At 49.6% G+C, this 20,290-nt stretch carries 13 protein-coding genes; 10 read left to right on the top strand and 3 right to left on the bottom strand.

The window, feature by feature from the left end; all coding sequences use genetic code 11:
* Positions 1 to 97: 97 nt before the first annotated feature.
* Positions 98 to 619: a hypothetical protein gene (locus tag CVV44_07840; protein ID PKL40116.1), complete on the bottom strand. Its 522-nt coding sequence runs from the start codon at positions 617 to 619 to the stop codon at positions 98 to 100.
* 420 nt (positions 620 to 1,039) lie between these two features.
* Here CVV44_07840 and CVV44_07835 point away from each other — a divergent pair, with 420 nt between their 5' ends.
* The 9 genes from CVV44_07835 (at position 1,040) to CVV44_07795 (ending at position 16,150) form a co-directional block, all read left to right on the top strand.
* Positions 1,040 to 3,079, top strand: a complete 2,040-nt coding sequence (locus CVV44_07835; protein ID PKL40115.1) for a ribonucleoside triphosphate reductase — start codon at positions 1,040 to 1,042, stop codon at positions 3,077 to 3,079.
* A 247-nt stretch (positions 3,080 to 3,326) separates the two neighbouring features.
* Entirely contained in the window at positions 3,327 to 4,025 is a 699-nt protein-coding gene (locus CVV44_07830; protein ID PKL40114.1) for an anaerobic ribonucleoside-triphosphate reductase activating protein, read from the top strand.
* Between the two features lie 549 nt (positions 4,026 to 4,574).
* Positions 4,575 to 6,581: an NADH:flavin oxidoreductase gene (locus CVV44_07825; GenBank protein ID PKL40113.1), complete on the top strand. Its 2,007-nt coding sequence runs from the start codon at positions 4,575 to 4,577 to the stop codon at positions 6,579 to 6,581.
* Between the two features lie 294 nt (positions 6,582 to 6,875).
* Complete coding sequence (locus tag CVV44_07820; protein PKL40112.1) at positions 6,876 to 7,886, top strand: hypothetical protein; 1,011 nt, start codon at positions 6,876 to 6,878, stop codon at positions 7,884 to 7,886.
* 48 nt (positions 7,887 to 7,934) lie between these two features.
* Positions 7,935 to 8,873, top strand: a complete 939-nt coding sequence (locus CVV44_07815) for a hypothetical protein (GenBank protein ID PKL40111.1) — start codon at positions 7,935 to 7,937, stop codon at positions 8,871 to 8,873.
* Positions 8,874 to 8,910: 37 nt separating this feature from the next.
* Entirely contained in the window at positions 8,911 to 9,789 is an 879-nt protein-coding gene (locus CVV44_07810; protein PKL40110.1) for an alpha/beta hydrolase, read from the top strand.
* Positions 9,790 to 9,862: 73 nt separating this feature from the next.
* Positions 9,863 to 13,993, top strand: a complete 4,131-nt coding sequence (locus CVV44_07805) for a hypothetical protein (protein ID PKL40109.1) — start codon at positions 9,863 to 9,865, stop codon at positions 13,991 to 13,993.
* Positions 13,994 to 14,004: 11 nt separating this feature from the next.
* Entirely contained in the window at positions 14,005 to 15,462 is a 1,458-nt protein-coding gene (locus CVV44_07800; GenBank protein ID PKL40108.1) for a hypothetical protein, read from the top strand.
* Positions 15,463 to 15,490: 28 nt separating this feature from the next.
* On the top strand, positions 15,491 to 16,150 hold the full coding sequence (locus tag CVV44_07795) for a DNA-binding response regulator (GenBank protein ID PKL40107.1): 660 nt from the start codon (positions 15,491 to 15,493) through the stop codon (positions 16,148 to 16,150).
* Positions 16,151 to 16,155: 5 nt separating this feature from the next.
* Here the strand turns inward: CVV44_07795 and CVV44_07790 are convergent, their stop codons facing one another.
* Positions 16,156 to 16,845 (bottom strand): hypothetical protein, encoded by a 690-nt coding sequence (locus tag CVV44_07790; GenBank protein ID PKL40106.1) that lies wholly within the window; start codon positions 16,843 to 16,845, stop codon positions 16,156 to 16,158.
* Positions 16,846 to 16,848: 3 nt separating this feature from the next.
* Complete coding sequence (locus CVV44_07785) at positions 16,849 to 18,195, bottom strand: hypothetical protein (GenBank protein PKL40105.1); 1,347 nt, start codon at positions 18,193 to 18,195, stop codon at positions 16,849 to 16,851.
* Positions 18,196 to 18,422: 227 nt separating this feature from the next.
* Between CVV44_07785 and CVV44_07780 the strand changes: the two genes are divergently transcribed.
* Positions 18,423 to 20,216, top strand: a complete 1,794-nt coding sequence (locus tag CVV44_07780; GenBank protein PKL40104.1) for a hypothetical protein — start codon at positions 18,423 to 18,425, stop codon at positions 20,214 to 20,216.
* The last annotated feature ends 74 nt before the right edge of the window (positions 20,217 to 20,290 follow it).

Raw genomic sequence — 20,290 nt, 5'->3', positions numbered from 1 at the left:
ACCCCCTCCTGCATTCACCTTGTCCCGGTTCCGGGACATCCAAAAATACAAAAAGGGGTGCCCTTTTGAGACACCCCCTCCATGGCGTATATCCGAATCACTGATCTCTTAGTCTGCCCTCGATAGTTCCCGCCATTGCCTGAATGTAATGAAAATCCTTCACGTCATCAACAAGAAGAAAAACGGCCAGGTTGTCTTTTGGCAGAAGAATGGCGCGGTCGCTGTTATAGCCCACGAACTCCTGAAATTTTCTCAGTTCATCCTTTGCCGCTATGGTGTCATTATAAAGGATCACATAACAGACGATATCATCACTGAAGGGCTTCTCCCGGTTGGCCAGTATAGTCACATGTATCTGCGATACCTTCGTGTAATCCCCCCCGGGATATATGTGCTGGGTAAGTTTTTGGATGGCGTTTCGGTCCATGAGCCAGGGATTTCCCTTGAAGACGACCTTGGCTGGGCCGGGTATCTGCCCCAACATGAATCCTTCGGGGATTTCCGTATCGGAAAGGCGTACCTTGTCGATTATATCGGTCTTGAATTTGCCGATGGCGAATCCCGAAGATAAAATGAACATCATGGCCAGCGTAAAGGAAAGGGCAGTAATTTTTTTCATGGCAATTCTCCTTTTATACACAGTGCCGGTTTCGTGCACAGGTATCATGAAATATTAAGATTTATATAAACATTTTCTGATGTGATGTTTTTCGTTTAGTGAAAAACCCGTTTGTTCAGGCGGGGGTTCACACCAGATCGTTGTTTATGCTTGGAACACATTTCCTCAGGATATATTATCGGCAGATTCGGGATTTTTTTAAAAAAATTTATTGGAGACATAATATTTTATTTGACTTAAATTCAAAAAGTGTTAATCATAGTGTAACATTCAAGACAAATATTATGTCGCATTGGAACTGGTCTCCAGTCTAAACCCAAACTACATCAATTATGCATTACATAAGTAGAGCATATTATTATGCCCTGACCGGTATTTCATTCTTTTTTTAAACAATGTTTCTGTTCCCGGAGTGATTTCATGAATACTGCCCCTAAAACCACATATATCCGCAAAAGGGATGGACGCATCGTTCCCTTCAACCCGGAGAAGATCACCGATGCAATTTTCAGATCGGCCGTGGCCGTGGGTGGCAGCGACAGGAGCGCGGCCGTTTCGGTCACGGAATCCGTCATCGGCATTCTGGACATAATATACAAGGATGGCAGAACTCCCACCGTGGAGAACGTCCAGGACCTTGTTGAAAAAATGCTCATCGAGCGCGGCCATGCCAAGGTTGCCAAGGCCTTCATTATCTACCGGGAGCAGCACAGGAAGATACGTGAAGCCGCCAGCCTCATGAACGAAGGGCTGCAGCTTATCGAGGATTACCTGGACCAGTCGGACTGGCGTGTCAACGAGAACAGCAATATGAGCTATTCCCTCCAGGGGCTCAACAACCATATAGCATCGGAAATAACAGCGCGCTACTGGCTTGAGAGAATATATCCGCCGGAAATCCGCGATTGCCATATAAAGGGAAAATTTCACATTCACGATCTGGGGCTACTGTCGGCCTACTGCGTGGGCTGGGATTTGCGGGATCTGCTCATGAAGGGCTTCGGCGGTGTCTCGGGAAAAATAGAGAGCAGGCCAGCCAAGCATTTCGGCAGCGCCCTGGGTCAGATAGTCAATTTTTTCTACACCCTTCAGGGCGAATCGGCAGGAGCCCAGGCCTTCTCGAATTTTGATACGTATCTCGCTCCCTTTATCAGGTATGATAACCTTACCTATGACGACGTGAAGCAGTCGCTGCAGGAGTTCATCTTTAATATGAACATACCCACGCGTGTTGGATTCCAGACGCCCTTTACCAATGTGACCCTGGACCTGAACGTTCCATCAAATATAGCCCATGAATACGTGGTCATCGGCGGTGAGCTCATGAACGAGACCTATGGTGAGTTCCAGGCCGAGATGGATATGTTCAATTCAGCCTTTGCCGAAACTCTTATTGAAGGCGATGCAAAAAACAGGATTTTCACTTTCCCTATTCCCACCTATAATATAACAAAGGATTTTGACTGGGGCAACAGGAAGCTCGATGCGGTCTGGGAGATGACGGCCAAATACGGCATCCCCTATTTTGCCAACTATGTAAATTCCGACATGGACCCGGAAGACGCCCGTTCCATGTGCTGCCGCCTGCGTCTTGACAACAGGGAACTGCGAAAAAGGGGCGGCGGACTTTTCGGCGCCAATCCCCTCACGGGAAGCATCGGGGTGGTGACCATCAACCTGCCACAGCTGGCGTATATCAGTAATACCGAGGAGCAGTTTTTCACGGAACTGGAGATTCTCATGAAACATGGCCGTGATTCCCTGGAGCTGAAGCGCAAGGTCCTGGAAAAGTTCACGGATAACAATCTTTATCCCTATACCAAGTACTATCTTTCCGATGTGAAGATGCGTGATAAGCGGTACTGGGGAAATCACTTCTCCACCATAGGTCTTGTGGGCATGAATGAGGCCTGTCTCAATCTTCTCGGCGCCGACATCGCCTCCATAGAAGGAAAGGATTTCGCCAGGCGAGTCCTCGATTTTATGCGTGATACAATAAAATCTTTTCAGGATGAAACGGGAAATTTCTACAACCTGGAGGCCACTCCGGCCGAGGGTGTCAGCTACCGCCTTGCCAGGCGCGACAGGAAAGATTTTCCCGAAATAATTACGGCCGGGACCGATGAGCCCTATTACACCAATTCAGTTCATCTTCCCGTTTCTTTCACCACTGATCTCTTTGAGGTACTGGATCATCAGGACGAACTGCAGACCCGCTTTACGGGCGGGACCGTGGTTCATCTTTTCCTCGGTGAAAGGGTCAAGGATATCGATGTCGTAAAGGGACTGGTGAGAAAGATCGCCGAAAATTATTCTCTTCCCTATTTTTCCATTACGCCCACATTCAGTGTCTGTCCCGTACACGGGTATCTTCCCGGGGAGCACAAATTCTGTCCCTATGAGCATTCGCCCGAGGATTTGCGCCGTTTTGGCATTGAAGTTGAAGCTGAAAAGGAATAATACCGATAATAATAGCAGGGGAAGGGCTCCGGCCCGTCCTGTTGATAGAGCATATAAAAAATTACAGATATAAACATACGGTAATAAGGAGACATAATAATGGAAAAAAAAGAAGTCAAGGTTCCCGTTGAGGTCTATTCCCGGGTTGTGGGCTATTTCAGGCCGGTAAACCAGTGGAACAAGGGCAAAAAAGAGGAATTTAAAGAGAGAAAAACCTATAATTTCGAAATGGATCCGGCTTACATGTATGAATATCCGAGGAATATTTAAGACTTCTCTCATAGATTTTCCCGGCAGGATAAGTGCGGTTATTTTCACCGGCGGGTGCAACCTGCGGTGTCGATACTGCCATAATCCTGAGCTTGCCAGGGACAGCAGCGAACTCGACCTGTTACAAAACGAAGAGGTGCTGTCCTTTTTGCGCAGGCGGAAGGGACTCATAGACGGGGTCACCCTCACGGGCGGTGAACCCACGCTGCGCAGCGACATTGATGCATTTCTGGAGCAGGTCAGGGATATCCCCCTGGATATCAAGCTCGACACCAATGGACTGAGTCCCGCGGTCCTGGAACGGCTCATATCGAAAAAGCTCGTGGACTATGTCGCCATCGATATAAAAACCTCTCCGGAAAAATATCACCTTCTCACGGGGCGATCCGTCGATTTCAGCCTCATACGCCGAAGTATTGACATTATCCAGGAAAGCGGTGTGGATTACGAGGTGCGAACCACCTGCGTACCTGAATTCGTCACTGGCGAGGACCTGGAAAAAATACATCTCTCCCTGGGATATGTGAAAAAATACTGCCTCCAGCAGTTTGTTCCCACGGTTCCCCTTATTGATGAATCACTCCGGGGTATACGCCCCTATTCACCCGCCGAGCTTTACCGCTTCTGTGATTATGTGGAAACCTTTACACGGACCTGCGAAGTACGCGGCGTGTAAGGGATCACAATGATCGAATATCACCGCTTCCCTTTTTTCAAAATCTGATATTTCAGGAAAAAATGTGTTGATCTAAAAACATAACATTGTTATGTTTGTCTCGAGTATTTCATACAGCTCATTAAAATGAAAATTTCATTGCTGATGAAATATAGTGCAGAAGTAATCTATAAAAGAGCACCACAGGGTCACTGGGTCACTGGGAAAGCACAGGGGGAAGAGGGCGTTTCTTAATTTGTCATAGAATTTGTTTTGGTTGAAAAACTTCAGATGTTCGGGAGCAGGATTGGAAAGATTCTCTTCTGAGCGATGTTGTTTTACCGGTATTTAATTCAGGTAGCTGGATATAACCCCTTCTCAATCCCGTGACTCTGTGCCACTGTGGTTGCTTTTCTTTTAAATAATTAATAGCAGTTTCAGTTGCATAATTCAGTGCGGTTTTATAGTTGACAGTGCCGGAAGCGGGCTGTTTTGTAAGGTACGCACTGGCAATTTCTCCCGGATTGATCTGCTATAATCGGGAGACAAAATTTTAAAAAGGTGAGTGTCATGTTCAAAAATCTTTTCAGCCCCATCAAGATCAATAAACTGGAAATAAAAAACCGCATTGCTTATCCATCACTGGGTCTGCTCTACTCCTATGATGGAAAGTTCAATGATAAATATTACGATTTCTATCAGGAAAGGGCGCGGGGAGGCGCAGGGATAGTCACCGTAGGACCCGTGGGGTTCAATGCCGTGGGGAGTGGCATGGTGACGCTCCAGCTCGGTGATGATTCGGCCATTCCCTCCTTTGCCAGGGCCGCGAAACTCATTACCGACGAGGGGGCCCGGGCCTTTGTCCAGCTCTTCCATGCCGGGGCCTATTCCTATTCCAAGAAGCTGGGCGGTGAGACTCCCGTGGCGCCGTCGGCAATATTTTCCAATTACCTCAAGGATATGCCCAGGGAGCTGACGCTGGAAGAGATCAAGGAAACACAGGAGGGATTTGTCCGCACAGCCGAGAGGGCCCGCGAGGCCGGGTTCGACGGCGTGGAGCTTATCGGTTCAGCCGGATATCTCATCACGCAGTTTTTATCCCCCCTGAAAAACCAGCGCACCGATGAATACGGCGGCAGCTTTGAGAACCGTACACGTTTTCCACGGGAAATAATTGAAATGATGCGTAAAAGGCTGGGTCCTGATTTTGCCATAACGATACGTATGGCCGGCAATGATTTTGTTCCCGGCAGCAACACTGACCTGGAGACGCCGGAGATAGCGAAGGTATATGAGGCGGCAGGGATAAACGCTATCAATGTAACGGGTGGGTGGCATGAATCGCGTGTTCCCCAGCTCTCCATGGAACTGCCCCGGGGCGGCTTCACCTACCTTGCCTCGAATATCAAAAAGGCCGTATCCATTCCCGTAATGGCTTCCAACCGCATACCGGATCCCTTCACGGCGGAGCAGATACTGAAGGATGGCATTGCAGATATTATCAACCTGGGGCGCGTACTCATCAGCGATCCCTACTGGCCCGAGAAGGCACGGCAGGGACGGGTCGACGAGATACGGCCCTGCGTATCGTGCTCGCAGGGATGCACCGACGAGCTATTTTCCGGCAAACCCGTTTTCTGTATCGCGAATCCCTGTGCTGGATTTGAAGGCGCCAGGAAAATAGAGAAGGCCGCCAGCCCGAAGAAGGTCATGGTGATAGGCTCCGGTCCCGGCGGGATGGAGGCGGCATACCGCGCCGCCGAGGCAGGCCATACCGTGGAACTCTATGATAAAAGCGAGGATATCGGTGGACAGCTCTGGATCGCCGGCACGCCTCCCCACAAGCAGGAGCTCTGGGAGCTCGTCCGTTTCTATGACACCATGCTGGACAAATATGAGGTAGAGGTGATCCTGGAGCAGGAAGTGGATCTTGATTTCATCAAAAAAAGAAATCCCGATTTCGTTATCGTTGCCGAGGGGTCAGAGCCCCTGGTCCCGCCTATCAAGGGAATTGATGATCCTTCGGTTATTTCGGCCTGGACAGTGCTCGGGGACGATCCGGCATTGGGACGCCGTGTCGCTGTCATCGGCGGCGGTGCCGTGGGCCTTGAAACGGCCGAGTTCATCGGCTCCAAGGGTACTATCAGCCCCGATGCTCTCAGCTATCTCTTCAAGTATAATGCCGAGAGCACCGATCGACTGCATGAGCTCATGCGGAAGGGCACCAAGGACGTCACGGTATTTGAAATGATGCCGAAAGTCGGGAAGGGTGTGGGCAAGTCAACGAAGTGGATACTCATGGGAAATATCGAGATGCTCGATGTGAATATAATCGCCGGTGCGAAGGTCACTTCCATAGAAAAAGGTGTGATCACCTTCGAGAAGGACGGCAAGGTGTCGACCATGGAGTTCGATACGATCGTCAATGCAGCCGGGTCACGCTCCGTGCGTAAGGTGGCCGATGCCCTGGAAGGTTCAGGCATCCCCCACGCCGTGATCGGGGACTCTGTGGCGCCGCGTCAGATTAACAATGCCATCCACGAGGCCTTTCTCGCCGTTATGAATATGAATAAATAACGGAAATTATGGGCCGGTCTCTGCGGGAGCGGTCCATGACGGATTATTCTTTCAGGATAAAAAAAGGGGCCCGACACAGGGCTCTTTTTTATTTTTCAGAAATGGATTCGGCTTTTCGGGCTCCAGGTGCCGCTGATTTTCTGCCGGATGTATCGTCATGAAAATTCGATATCACCCCATCGATGAGAATATATCCAACAAAAAAGGGGGTTGACAGATATATGACGATAATATCATTATTATCCGTTAATTTTATTAACGGATTGATTATTATCAAATAAAGAGTAGTTCACTATGACATCAGATGACAATACCAGCAGCACCAATACTACCGGAAAACCCATGGCCCTTGTCCTGGCCGGGTATAACCGGTTTGATCCTGTAACCAAAAAGAAATATAAAAGCGAGATACAGGAGGCCTATGATGGAGAGGAGATCTATCTCGGGGAAAACAAGTTCCTGTATATGCTGGCGGGAAAACCCGTAATCCATTACGTTATCGATGCCGTAAATGGGGCCCGTAAGGATGGAGAGCCCCTCTATGATAAGATATATGTCTATAACGATGTAAAAAGTTTCCGCCAGATGATTGATGTGGACAGGTATCCCCACCTGATCCTGAAGCAGATGACCGATTCCGTGGGAGGCCACTGGAAGGATTTCTACCGGCAGATTGATTACGGTCAGCGCGTCGATGTGTTTTTCGGCGACACGCCGCGTATAACCTCCGAAGATGTGGAATATATACATGGAGAATACAGTAACATCCTGGGAAAGGAAAAAGATCATCGCGGTGTTCTGATACACATGGCCTTTGGCGTCGTTGAGTTTACCGACATGACCGACGACTGGCTTGCTCACCGCGTAAAATACATCAAGCATGGACAGAACAAGGGCAAATTGAAAAGCTACGTGGGATACGATACCTACCAGGGGAGGGTGGGCAACACGGGAGCCATAATAAAGCATAAAAGTATCGATGATCTCATGGAATACGAATGCGTTAATTTCCTGTATAATCTGCGCAAGGCACTGACCCCCAGTTCTTTTTCCAAGATTCTTTTCCATCTGTGGAAGACAAGAAATTACGAGATGATCCGGCAGGTGAAAAACCGCTGCATCAATGAAAATTATTTTTATGATACGGTTCTTGAAATTTATGAAAAGCTGTATAAAATTGATCTCAGTAATTATGGCGGAAAAATATATCATATCAAAAAAAATCCGGCGCACTGGGAGAATGATATTGACGGTCCCAATGACCTGATGGAACTTCAGCGGCGATTCGTAAAGATGAAAGGTTGAAGCGTGCTGACATATGGTTTTCACTACAGGAATAGAAGGGATCAAGGCATGAGTTCATATTTTAAATCGATAATACTGCTGATACTGATATCAATATCAACGCAATCCTATGCTGCCGGTATGCGCATTGCTGTCATGGATTTTAAGGCCGACGGGGTTCCCGAAGCCACGGCCCGCCGTGTTTCAGAGCTCATCAGGACAGAGATGATCAACAGCGGTGAGTTTATCGTTATCGAGCGCAAGCAGATGGATATGATTCTTAAGGAGCAGGGATTTCAGAAATCGGGATGTACTGATGAGACCTGCGCCGTGGAAGTGGGGAAACTTGTTTCGGCGGAAAAAATACTCATCGGCACCGTGATGAAACTGGGCGATAAAATTATAATAAACGGCAGGATCGTCGATGTTGAAAAGGGCATTGCCGAAATAGGGGAAAGAGAGGAGGCGGCCACCATGACTGAACTGGCTGATGCCTCGGTCGACTTCACCCGGAACCTGACGACGAGGATGTACGGCCTTGCAAGTATGTCTCCTGGCGAATCTTCCATGAAAGGTAAAATCAGTCCGGACCAGAAGAAAAAAGATGAACTGGCCTTGAGGGCCGGTCTGCTGTCGGCTCTTCCCTTCTGGAGCGGTTCCATCGGCAACAATACTCTGGCCGGCGTCGCCTTTGTGGGTATCAAGCTTGCAACGCTGGGATTCGGGATCAAGTACGGAATCGATTACGGCAGCGATCATAAAGACGGAGACCTGGCCATGTTCACCCTTCTTGCCGGAGCATTCCTGGCCACGACAATCGTTGATGTCATATATTCATATTTTTCCGTAGGTGAGCAATACAGCTTTTTTTTCGGCGCCAATGATCATCCGCTTATGCCGGGAAGTGTCGTTATCGATGTGATCCCGCGTTTTCATGTTGATTATCGTACAACGGCCTGCATTCGAATGCCCGACGGGGCAAATCTTTCAATGACCCGGTATTTTTGATCATGGCCCGATGATCTGAAGCGGGTGTGATGACAGAATGATTTTTATCAAAAAAATACGATATATTCCGGCGGTATGCACGCTGTTTTTTTTACTATACTCCGGGGTAACGGGTCAGGGAGCGGACAAAGGCCTGCGGCCCGGTATGACCCATATTCGGATCTCCGTATCGGCACCATCGGCCTCTATCGAAGAGACTGTTCCCGTTGATATATATGTTCCGGACTGCTCCGTTATACGTGGTGATGTTCTGGTACTGCCGGGATGGAAATTTTCACGGGACCGGTGGTACCGTGAGACCGATTTGCTCCGTTTCGCCGATAGCCGTGGTTTTCGGCTCATCTTTCCGGAGATGAATATCACGCTTTATGAGTCCAGCTATTTCGAAGAAACCACACTGAAATGGGCTGCAGTTCCAGGCGGGCAATGGATAAGGGACGTGATGATCCCCTTTCTCCGGGAAAACCACGGGCTTCTCATGGAGAAAAAACGCAATTATCTCCTGGGACTTTCCACGGGTGGAAGGGGAGTCGCCCTTGTACACCTTCAGAATCCCGGGATCTTTACAGCCGGGGCGGCCCTTTCGGGAGATTTTGACCAGGTACGGATGCCCGGGGACCGTCTCATGGCGCGTGTCTACGGAGCCTTCAGTATCCGGGGAGAGCGCTGGGAAACAGTGGATAACCCGCGGCATGAGGTGGAAAAGGGCAATTGGTCCATGCCCATATACATCGGGCATGGAAAAAAGGATGGAGTGGTTCCCTTTGACCAGAGCGTACGGTTCTTCCAGGTGCTGAAGAAAAATTGTCCTGATCTTCATGTTGTTTTCAGCGATCCCGACAATGCGGGCCATGATTTCGCTTACTGGGGATCGGAGATTGAGTCGGTGTTCGAATTTTTTGATAACGTGAAATGAAATAGCCGCCAGGTAATGAATAGAGCGGACATCGGGGAATGAACCTGCCACTGCAAGGGTTTCCCTTACATATATGAGGTACTGCATGCAAAAGAGAATCGTATCCTTTTTATTATTCATAATCATCGCCCCGGTGTTCGCCGTTTATGCCGGAGTCCCTGGACAGGGAATCGTCGATGGCAGGATGATTGGCCAGAATGCCGCGACGGACAACGAGAAAAAAAACGGCCAGAATGACTATCCTATCGAAATTTATCTTGAAGACGCACACTTCCGTTACAGCGCCGAAGGAATCAAGCGATATACATTTAAAAGGAAATACCGGATACTGAACCAGGTAGGGGCCAGCAACTGGAATTATGTCAGTGCGGCATGGTACCCCTGGTACCAGGAAAGGCCGGTCATAACGGCCCGGGTCATTTCTCCCGAAGGAAGGGTGACGGAACTGGACCCGAAAACCGTGGGTGAAGTATCGGCAAAACAGAACTCACCGCTTCTCTACAGCGACAGAAAGATGATCAAAGGCCCCCTGCCCGCCATTGAGGTTGGATGCATCGTCGAGGAGGAATATGTCTACCAGGACAGGTCCCCCTTTATAAAATCGGGAAGTCAGCAATCTTACCGGTTTAACGGAACAATACCCATAAAAAAATCCGTGGTGAAAATTGATTTGCCCGAGAAAATGCCCTTCAGGTTCAAGCTGCATAACCTGGACGTGAAGCCCCTGGTGACATCGGGAGACGGCTACCGGTATTACACCTTCGAAGCCAAAGATCTGCAGGCCAGGGAATCATCGCCTCTCTATACTCTTCCGGAAAATCTTTTCTGGTCCTCCCTGGAGTTTTCCACGGTGGCTGACTGGAACAGTGTTGCCAGGGAGTACAATGCGAAAGTTGAGAAACAGCTGGGCGGTGATAACGGTGTTGACCAGCTAATGAAAAAGGCCGTTAAGAGCCGGGGCAACAGCCGCGCCGATGTTGAGGAGCTGGTGCGCCTCCTGCACGCCGAGATCCGTTATACCGGCGTTGAGTTCGGTGACGCATCAATTGTTCCCCGTTCACCGCGCGAGGTGATAGAAAGGAAGTACGGCGACTGCAAGGATAAGGCCGTGCTTCTGGTCGCGATGCTGAGAAAGGCCGGCATCAAGGCCCGCGTGGCGCTCCTCAGCGCCGGTCATGACCGGGACGTTATGCGCGATATTCCGGGCATGGATTTTTTTAATCACGCCATCGTGTACATTCCCGCTCCCCTTGATCTCTGGATAGACGCCACGGCCGATTTCACTCCCGTGGGAGAGCTGCCTGCCGTCGACCAGGAGCGCTTTGCGCTTATAATTGACGAAGGGACAAAAGACCTGGTCCGGACCCCGGGCAAGAAGCCGGAGCAGAACACGGTTCTTTTCAAAAGGGATGTGTATCTCTCTCAGCTGGGCAAATCAAAGGTGATGGAGACCTATACGGTAACGGGCGACTTTGCTTCGTCGAGCAGGGCCTTCTATCATGAAGAGGGGAGGGAAAGTCTGACCAAACAGTTTGTGGAATATATAAAGAATAATTTTAACACGGAATCCTATGAAAAATTCGATTATACCACGCCCGTCGATCTGAAGCATCCCTTCACCTACTCCTTCATGATTCCCGAAACGAATTACGGTTATACCGATATTGATGAAGCGGGGACCAGGCTGGACTTGAGCTTTTTTATTTCCAAGTTTCCCGAGGAGCTTACCGATTTCCGGGAATTTGACGAGGTGAATGTCGCTGAAAAGGAAAAGTCTCCCTGGAAGGATCGGGATTGTGATCTCCTGATTCCCATGCCGCACCTGTACAAGCTGATTTATGCCGTCCATATCCCGCCGGGCTTTGACCTTCTCCAGATGCCGGAAAACCGGGAATTTAAGATAGGGGAAACGGTTTTCTCCTATTCGTTCAAACGCACGGAAAATGATGTTACGGCCGAGTATTCCGTCAACACCGGCAGGGGACGATACAGTCCGGATCAGCTGAAGCAATTGCGAAAACAGCTCTACGAGATAAGAAAAAACGATACGCTGGAATTGAAATTCGTTTCTCAGGCATCGCGGTTCCATGAGAAGGGAGAAATAGACAAGAGCATAAGCTATTACAAGGACCTGGTTGCGCGTTACAGCAATGAGCCGGGCAATTATATCAGGCTGGGCAATATAATCCTCACAGCCGGTTTCCGCGATGCATCCATTGAGTATTATAAAAAGGCAGTCAGTCTCAACGCGAAATCCGTGGAAGCGAACATGGCCCTGGCATGGGCATATCTTCATGATCCCTTCGGCAGGCAGCTGACGGGAACCATTGAGATTGAAAAAGCCAAGGAGGTCTACGGCACCGTTGTGAAGCTTGATCCGACAATCGCCAATGCCTGGAGAAACCTGGCCATATTGTGGGAGTATGACGCTGACGGCAACCGATACAGCCCCTTTGCCGATTATAAGAAATCGCGGGAATACTATGAACATTACCGAAGCGAACTGAAAAATGATGACCTTGATTTCAATTATCTTCTTGTCCTGTTTCATGCCGGTGAGTATGATAAAATTCTTGAGATGGATGACGTAGTTTCGCGCACCGGGGATGCCTGGCCCATTTACCTTATGGCCATGGCCGTCCGGAAGGGGATTGACCCGGTCTGGGAAAAACTTGATTCCATAACAAACAGCAAGGAAAAGCGCGAGGAAATTCTCGGGAATACGGCCAACTATCTCGCCCATGCCAGGTACTACGCCCTGACGTCCGACCTTCTTAAGAAGCTGAGCGGCTTTTCCTCCAATTCGATTGAGCACCGATCCAGGGCCGCCTACACGGGAAAGCTGAAAAAATGGGAATCCATCACGGTCGATCCCGGTTCGCCGGTCAGCGCGGTATACCGCCATGTGAAGGCAAATTACATGGATCAGGTCGATGAGAAGGGCGTACGGGAACTCTATTCAGCCCATGCTCTGAAACTTAAAAATGCCGAGGATCGTCTGAAGGAGCACACCGCCACCAGGAAGGATTTCATCCGTTCCGTCACGTCGGACAGAAAGAATTACCTGAACGTTTTTGATATTATCTATTCCAATATGAATTTCAATGTGAGTGGCGATGATGGTACGGGATACCGGATCAAGGTGACATTTGATTTCTGGGACCGACAGATAAAAACCGTATACTATGTGGTCAGGGAAGGGGGAACCTACCGGGTGCTTGATACCTCGGATAAATTTCCCATGGGGCTGGCCCTGCTGGCGCTGGCACATACAAAGGAAAAACAGTACGCACGCGCAACACAGGTCCTGGACTGGGTCCTGGAATTTGAACAGCTGTCACAGAAGCGTGATATCCGGGATATTCCCTTTTTCTCCCTGTGGCAGCGCGGCAGCAATGATGAAAAGAGGATCATGATTTCGATTTATCTCCTCCTGGGCATGCTACGGGAATATGGACCGGATCTTCTCGCTATGCGGGCATCGGTGACTGATGATGAATGGCTCTACCAGATTGACAAGGTTCTGCTGGTGCATTATATGGGCAAGGAGGATTATGTAAAAGCCCTGCCCGTCGTGGAGAGGATAATACAAAAGAAGGGATTTGAGAAGGATATTCTCGAGACCTATTATGTCATTCTTGCCGAGAGCGGGAAAGCAGCCACGTTCGAGACGAAAATAAAGGAACTGCTGGATAAAGAGCCCGATAATGCCGACTATATCCAGTATTATTCCAACTGCCGGATCAGGCAGGGCGATCTGCCGGGCGCCAAAAAAATCCTGAAGGACGCCCATGAGCGGAACGTGGGCAATGCCCAGACCTACAATCTTCTGGCCTGGATGGGACTTTTTTATGACGACTCCCTTGACGAACTGCTCAATTACGCCATTATCAGCAACCGCCTGAGTAACTTCAGCATCCACGCCCATCTTCATACCATGGCCACGATCTATGCCGATATGGGTAAAATAACCGAATCAAAGCAGGTCATTTACAAGATGCTGGAAAACAGGGGAGACGACCGGGTCCTCGAAGAGGACCATTATGTCCTGGGGAGGAATGCCGAAACCCTGGGATTGCCCGATATCGCCCGTTATCATTATGGACAGATTAAAAAGTCACGTGATGAGATCGGTGAACTGGCAGTATATGAGCTGGCCGTCCGCCGGCTCAAGGTCCTTGATGATGGAAAAAAAGGACAATGATTATTTTGTGATTGATTAATTATTTTCATTTTGTATATGATACGGACCGGATGAGCATTAATCTTTCATATGCGGATACCGCGGAATCCAGAAATTATGACTCGAAAATTCTGATCGTCGAGGACGAGGTTATTATCGCCCTCTACATTCAGAATGTTCTGCATAAAAACGGGTATCCCGATACCAACCTTGTATCATCGGGACAGGCATGCCTGGATGAGCTGAAAAAACAGAGAGTAGACCTCATTCTCATGGATATAAGCCTGGACGGCGATATGGACGGCGTGGAAACCGCCGAGATTATCAATAAATCCTATGATATCCCCATCATTTTTCTCACGGCCTATTCGGACAACGACATACTTCAGAAAGCCAAGCTCATCAATCCCTACGGCTATATTATTAAACCCATCAATGCCAAGGAACTCTACGCTATGGTGGAGACATCCATGTACAAGCATAAGATGGATAACCGTCTCAAGGAGAGCGAGCAGAAGTTCAGAACCCTCTTTGAGCAGTCAAAGGACGCCATAATACTCTGCGACCGGAAGGGACTGATCCAGACCATCAATCCATCCATGATTCTCATGCTGGGATATTCCATCGAAGAAGCCGAGGGGATTCATATCGGGGAAATATTCGCCGACCGGGAAGATCTGGATGAAATCCTCTCGGCCCTGTTTGAAAAGGGCTTCATCAACGATTACGAGGGCCGCTTGAAAAGAAAGGACGGCAAGGCCGTTGATTGCTCCGTTACCGTGACAGCTCTCAGGGATGAAGAAAATGAAATCAAGGGTTACCAGGGCATCATTAGGGATATCGCCGAGCGCAAGGAAATGGAACTCAAAATCATGGACTCCGTGGACCGGGAACGGCAGCGCATCGGCCGGGACCTTCATGACGGCCTGGGCCAGATTCTCACCGGGACCGGTTTTCTCTGTGAACTGCTTATAAAGAAACTGGCAGGGCAGAATATCGGTGAAGAGGCCAATGCCAGGGAGATATACCGCCTTCTCAACGAGGCCAAGGAACAGACCCGCAATATTGCCCGGGGCCTGAGTCCCGTGAATCTGGGCGAGGGGGGATTCATCGTTTCGGTCCAGCAGCTCTGTCTGAATATCGAGCAGCTTTTCAATATACGCTGTTCGCTGGACTACGACGAGGATTTCACCATGAAGGATGAGAACAAGGGCGTCAATCTCTACTATATAATAATGGAGGCCCTGAACAACGCGGTCCGGCACGGCAATGCCCGGCATATATCCGTCGAGATCAGGATGGGTGACGACAGGACGATTCTCACCGTCGCCGATGACGGCAGCGGACTTACGGGGGTCAGGAAGAGCGGCGGTAACGGACTGGGATTTCACATAATGAAATACCGCGCCGGGCTTATTGGGGCAACACTTAACATTGAACGGGGAAACAGCCGGGGGACACTGGTTTCCTGTGTATTGAAAAATACGTGAACAATATAAAGGGGACAGTGATGAAAAAATGAGTGAAGAGAAGGAAATCAGGGTTTTTATCGTCGACGATCACTCCGTTGTCAGGCAGGGACTCAAACAGTTTATCAACACTGAGGCGGATATGTGCGTATGCGGCGAAGCCGAGGACTCAAGCGAGGCCGTCAGACTTCTGGAGCAAACAAATCCTGATATTGCCATTGTGGACATAAGCCTCAAGGGCGCCAACGGTATTGAACTCACCAAGGCGATAAAACACCGCTTCAATGTTCCTGTTCTCATTCTCTCCATGCTCGATGAGGGCATATACGCGGAGCGGGCCATAAAAGCCGGGGCTAAAGGTTACATAATGAAGAGTGAATCCATTGAACGGGTGATATTTGCCGTGAGGGAAATACTGGCAGGCAGGATTTACATGAGCCCCGTTCTTAAGGAGACCCTCCTGGTTAAACTCCTGGCCGATCCGTCGGACCGCGGCAACTCTCCCATCGATTCTCTCACCAACCGCGAACTGGAAGTATTCCGGCTCATCGGCGAGGGGCTCAGTACGCGCCATATCGCCGGTGACCTGCTTCTCAGCGTCAAGACCATCGAAACCTATCGTGAGCGCATCAAGAAGAAGCTGAACCTGGCGAGTTCCGATGAACTGGTCCAGTACGCCATACAGTGGCGTCTCGATGAGGGCAAGTAATACGCTTACGACTGATTCTGCAGCCGATCCAGGTCGCGCATTTTTCCAATGAGAATCATGATACTTTTTTCAGTTATCAGCTCATCGGCCGATGGAGCGATGATAATTCTTTCCCTCTCCGTTTTTGATCCCGGTTTCCCGTTTTTTTCAGGCAAATATTTTATCCCGATGACCTGGCAGTTATAGCGGGGCCTGATCTCCAGCTCTTTCAGGTTCTTGCCGAGAAAGCCCGGCGGGGGAGTAAGCTCGATGATGCCGTAATCCTCGCCGAGGGGAAGATAGTCCATGACATTTTTTGACGCCAGCCGGTTTCCCATCCTGACCCCCATGTCGTGTTCGGGAAAAACAACCTCGTTCACGCCGATCATGGTGAGGATCTTGCCGTGGTCCTCCGATACGGCCCGCACGATAATGCTCTTTACGCCGATTTCCTTCAGGTAGAGAGAGATGAGAATGCTCGAGGCCATGTCCTGACCGATACTGACGATAGCACCGTCGAAGTCCCTGAGGGAAAGCGACTCCAGCACCTCACGGTTGGAGGCGTCGCCGATGAGAACGTGGGTCAGGAATTCCTTGGCGTAGTTCACCGTGTTTTTTGAGGTATCTATGCCCAGGACCTCGCAGCCGTTATCCTCCAGCGTCTTCGCCACGCTTAAACCGAAATTACCCAGCCCGATTGCCACAAATTTTTTCATAGTTTATCCTATCATGATTTGTTCTACGGGATATTCAATGGAAACATCCCGGTGTTTTGATGTGAGGCCCAGAATGAGAGTAAGAGGCCCCAACCGTCCCACGAGCATGACAACGGATATGAGAAGCTTCCCGTATGCCGAAAGATGGTTTGTGACTCCCATGGAAAGACCCACAGTGCCGAAGGCAGAGGTTATCTCAAAGAAGGCCGAGAGAAAAGAGTTATTCAGGTCGAATTCATGAATGGTGAGCGTAAGGAATGTAGCGAAGAAGATAAAGGACATAGCCAGAATCATTAGGGTCATGCTTTTGTCGATAGTTTCCGGGTCCAGGGCCCGGTCCCCGAGGCGTATCTGTTTTTCACCTTTGAACTTTGCATAGATGAGCAGACATATGACGCCGGCCGTGGTGGTTTTGATGCCTCCGGCAATTGAACCGGGAGAGCCGCCGATGAACATGAGCATGATCATGATGAAAAGCGTGCTCTGGCGCAGGGACCCTATGTCGACGGTATTGAAGCCCGCCGTTCTGCAGGTCACGGACTGGAAAAAAGAGGTCAGAATTTTTTCATGGACCTGCTGTGTCGAAAGCATGTGTTTCCATTCCAGCAGGCCGAAGAACAGCATCCCTCCCGCAATGGCGATGATGGTAAGAATGAGAACGAACCGGGTATGCAGAGTAAGAGCATTTCGACGCATCCTCCGTTTTTTCCTGAAGGCAATGAACTGGGCTATCTCCTGGAGGACGAGAAATCCCAGGCCGCCCAGGATTATGGAACACGCCACGGTCATGATGACCACGGTGTTGTTGTAGTAACCCATGAGGTTGTCTGAAAAAGTGGAGAACCCGGCGTTGCAGAAGGCCGAGATGGAGTGGAAGACCGCGTGCTTCAGGGCTGTTCCCGGTTCAAATTTTTGTATAAACTGTGTGTATAGAAGGACCGCCCCCGTTGATTCGATTACCAGTGTATACAGAACGATACGCTTTAAAATACTTTTTACCGGCTTGCTGTGGATGTCGTTATAGATGTTTTCAAAGGCGTACCGCCATTTCAGGGAGAGGTTTCCCCCGGCCAGGGAAAAAAGGGAAAGAGAAAAAGTCATAATTCCCAGGCCGCCGAGCTGAATGAGGCCCAGGATTATCATCTGTCCTGTGAAGGTGAAGATTGTGGAGGTGTCAACGGTGATGAGTCCCGTGACGCAGACCGCCGAGGTGGACGTGAAGAGAGCGTCAATATAGGAAATGCCCTTCACGGTGGAAAAAGGGAGCATGAGGAGGCCCGATCCAAGGAGTATAAGGAATAAGAAGCTTATCAGTATTTTCTGTATGGGTGTTATCAGGACTTCTTTCAAGGGAGGTTTCCTTTTTATCCCCGATTGTCCGGGCAATTGAAATTAATAGTGACGAAAAATAATTTGTCTCAGCATAAACTCAATAGTCCCGGACAAAGCAAGCGTTTTTTTATGCAGAAAGATGTATAAATGTCTTGAATTTTTACACCGGTCTATAGTATGGCATCCTTAAATGAAGGAGATACTCTTTTATCTGACCTTTTTAAGGATCAAATAAAAACATCAAAATGGACACATACTCGGGATTGCAGAAACTAAGCGTACGAATCCGCGATATCTATTTCGATACCGACATCTCCCGCTATATATCCCACATTATCATTTCCATAATTCTGGGCCTTGCCGCCGGCGGCGGGGCTGTGCTCTTTCATGTTTCTCTCGGCGGCATGCGGGATTTTTTTGATCCGCAGAACGTCGGTGCCTTCTTTTCCTTGCAGGGCAATTATATTTTCATTATCCCCTCCATCGGTGCCATTATCATCGTCATCATGACCAGGGCATTCCCTGTCGTGGCGCGTGAGCGGGGCATTATCAGTGTTATCAGATCTATGATACTGAATAACGGCTTCATACCGCTCAAGGTGACACTCTTTCATTTTATAGCTCCCATAATCGCCATTGGTACGGGCGCTCCCCTGGGCCCCGAAGGGCCGGCGGCGAAAATGGGGAGCGGCATCGGTTCCTTTATGTCCCAGGTCTTCCGATTGAGTTCCCGGAACATGAAGATGTACACCGCTGCCGGTGCCGGCGCGGCCATATCGGCCGTGTTCCATGCCCCCATTACGGGTGTATTTTTCGGCATTGAGGTTATCCTTCTCAACGATATGAAGAGTCAGTCCATGAGCGGCCTTATCGTATCGTCCGTTGTTGCCGACATTCTTTCCCGTGCTGTCCTGGGCAATGACGCGGTTTTCAAGATACCGCCCTATTCCGTGGGCGCCCTGGGAGAATACCCCTTTTTCCTGCTGCTGGCGGTCCTCTGCGGAATTATATCCCTCATGTATTTTAAACTGAACGGTTTTACCAACTGGCTGCTCAATGAAAAATTAAGGATTAAGAACGAATATCTAAAGCTGCTCCCGGTTACTATCGTCTTCGGCATCGTTCTTTTGAAATACTACCAGCTCTACGGGCTTACCTATTCCGTCATGAACGACGTCCTGAACGCCCAGATTCCTTTTGAGACGATTATCATTCTGCTGGTTTTGAAGATCGTGTTTCTCTCCCTTTTCCTACATGCCGGCTCCTACGGCGGCACCTTTGCACCTTCCCTCATGATCGGCGTGCTCCTGGGATACGCCTTCGCCGTTTCATTCAACTATCTATTCGGCCTGGACCTCAATGCCGTGGCCTTCGCCCTGGTAGCCATGGGCGGCATACTCGCGGGAATAAACTCCATACCCCTGACTTCCATAATGCTGGTCTTTGAGACGACCAATGATTACCGGTTCATTCTTCCCCTCATGCTGGTATCGGTTTTATCCTACCTGGTAACCCTCTACGTCAACAAGGGAACGGTGTACGCCATAGGACTGCAGAAGAGCGGTATCGACATCAGCCCCATGGGGCAGGTCGATGTGCTGAGCCGCATAGAGGTCAGCGATCTCATGATACGGGACCTGGAAAAAGTGAATTACCGCATGCCCTTCCGCCGTCTCACCGATGTACTCATGCAGTCGCGTTTCGGCGATGTCATTGTCGTTGATGACGGCGACCGGCTCATGGGCATTGTATCCCTGCGCGATGTACGGCAGGCCCTGCTGTCCACGGAGCTCACGGACCTGCTCATCGCCGGCGACATCATCTCGCCCGTGCCCGTGGTGATGGAGCACGACAAGGTTTCCCGGGCCATGAAGACTATCGAGAAGTACGACCTAGAGAATGTCCCCGTGGTAAGCGGTGATGAGCAAAGGAAAATTGTCGGGCTTCTCACCCACAAGGACATTATCCAGGCCTACAACAGGCTTCTGGAAGAGTGGGAAACGGACCGTTTTATCCACGATCGCCGCAAAAAACAGTGAAATTTTAACCCGTGTAAGAGAATTCCTTACATAATTTTGAGGTTATTCCTCCACAGTACTATCAGCAAATGCCC

The organism is Spirochaetae bacterium HGW-Spirochaetae-1, assembly GCA_002839375.1.
Lineage (GTDB): Bacteria > Spirochaetota > UBA4802 > UBA4802 > UBA5550 > PGXY01.
This window is presented reverse-complemented; position numbering and strand designations above follow the sequence as displayed.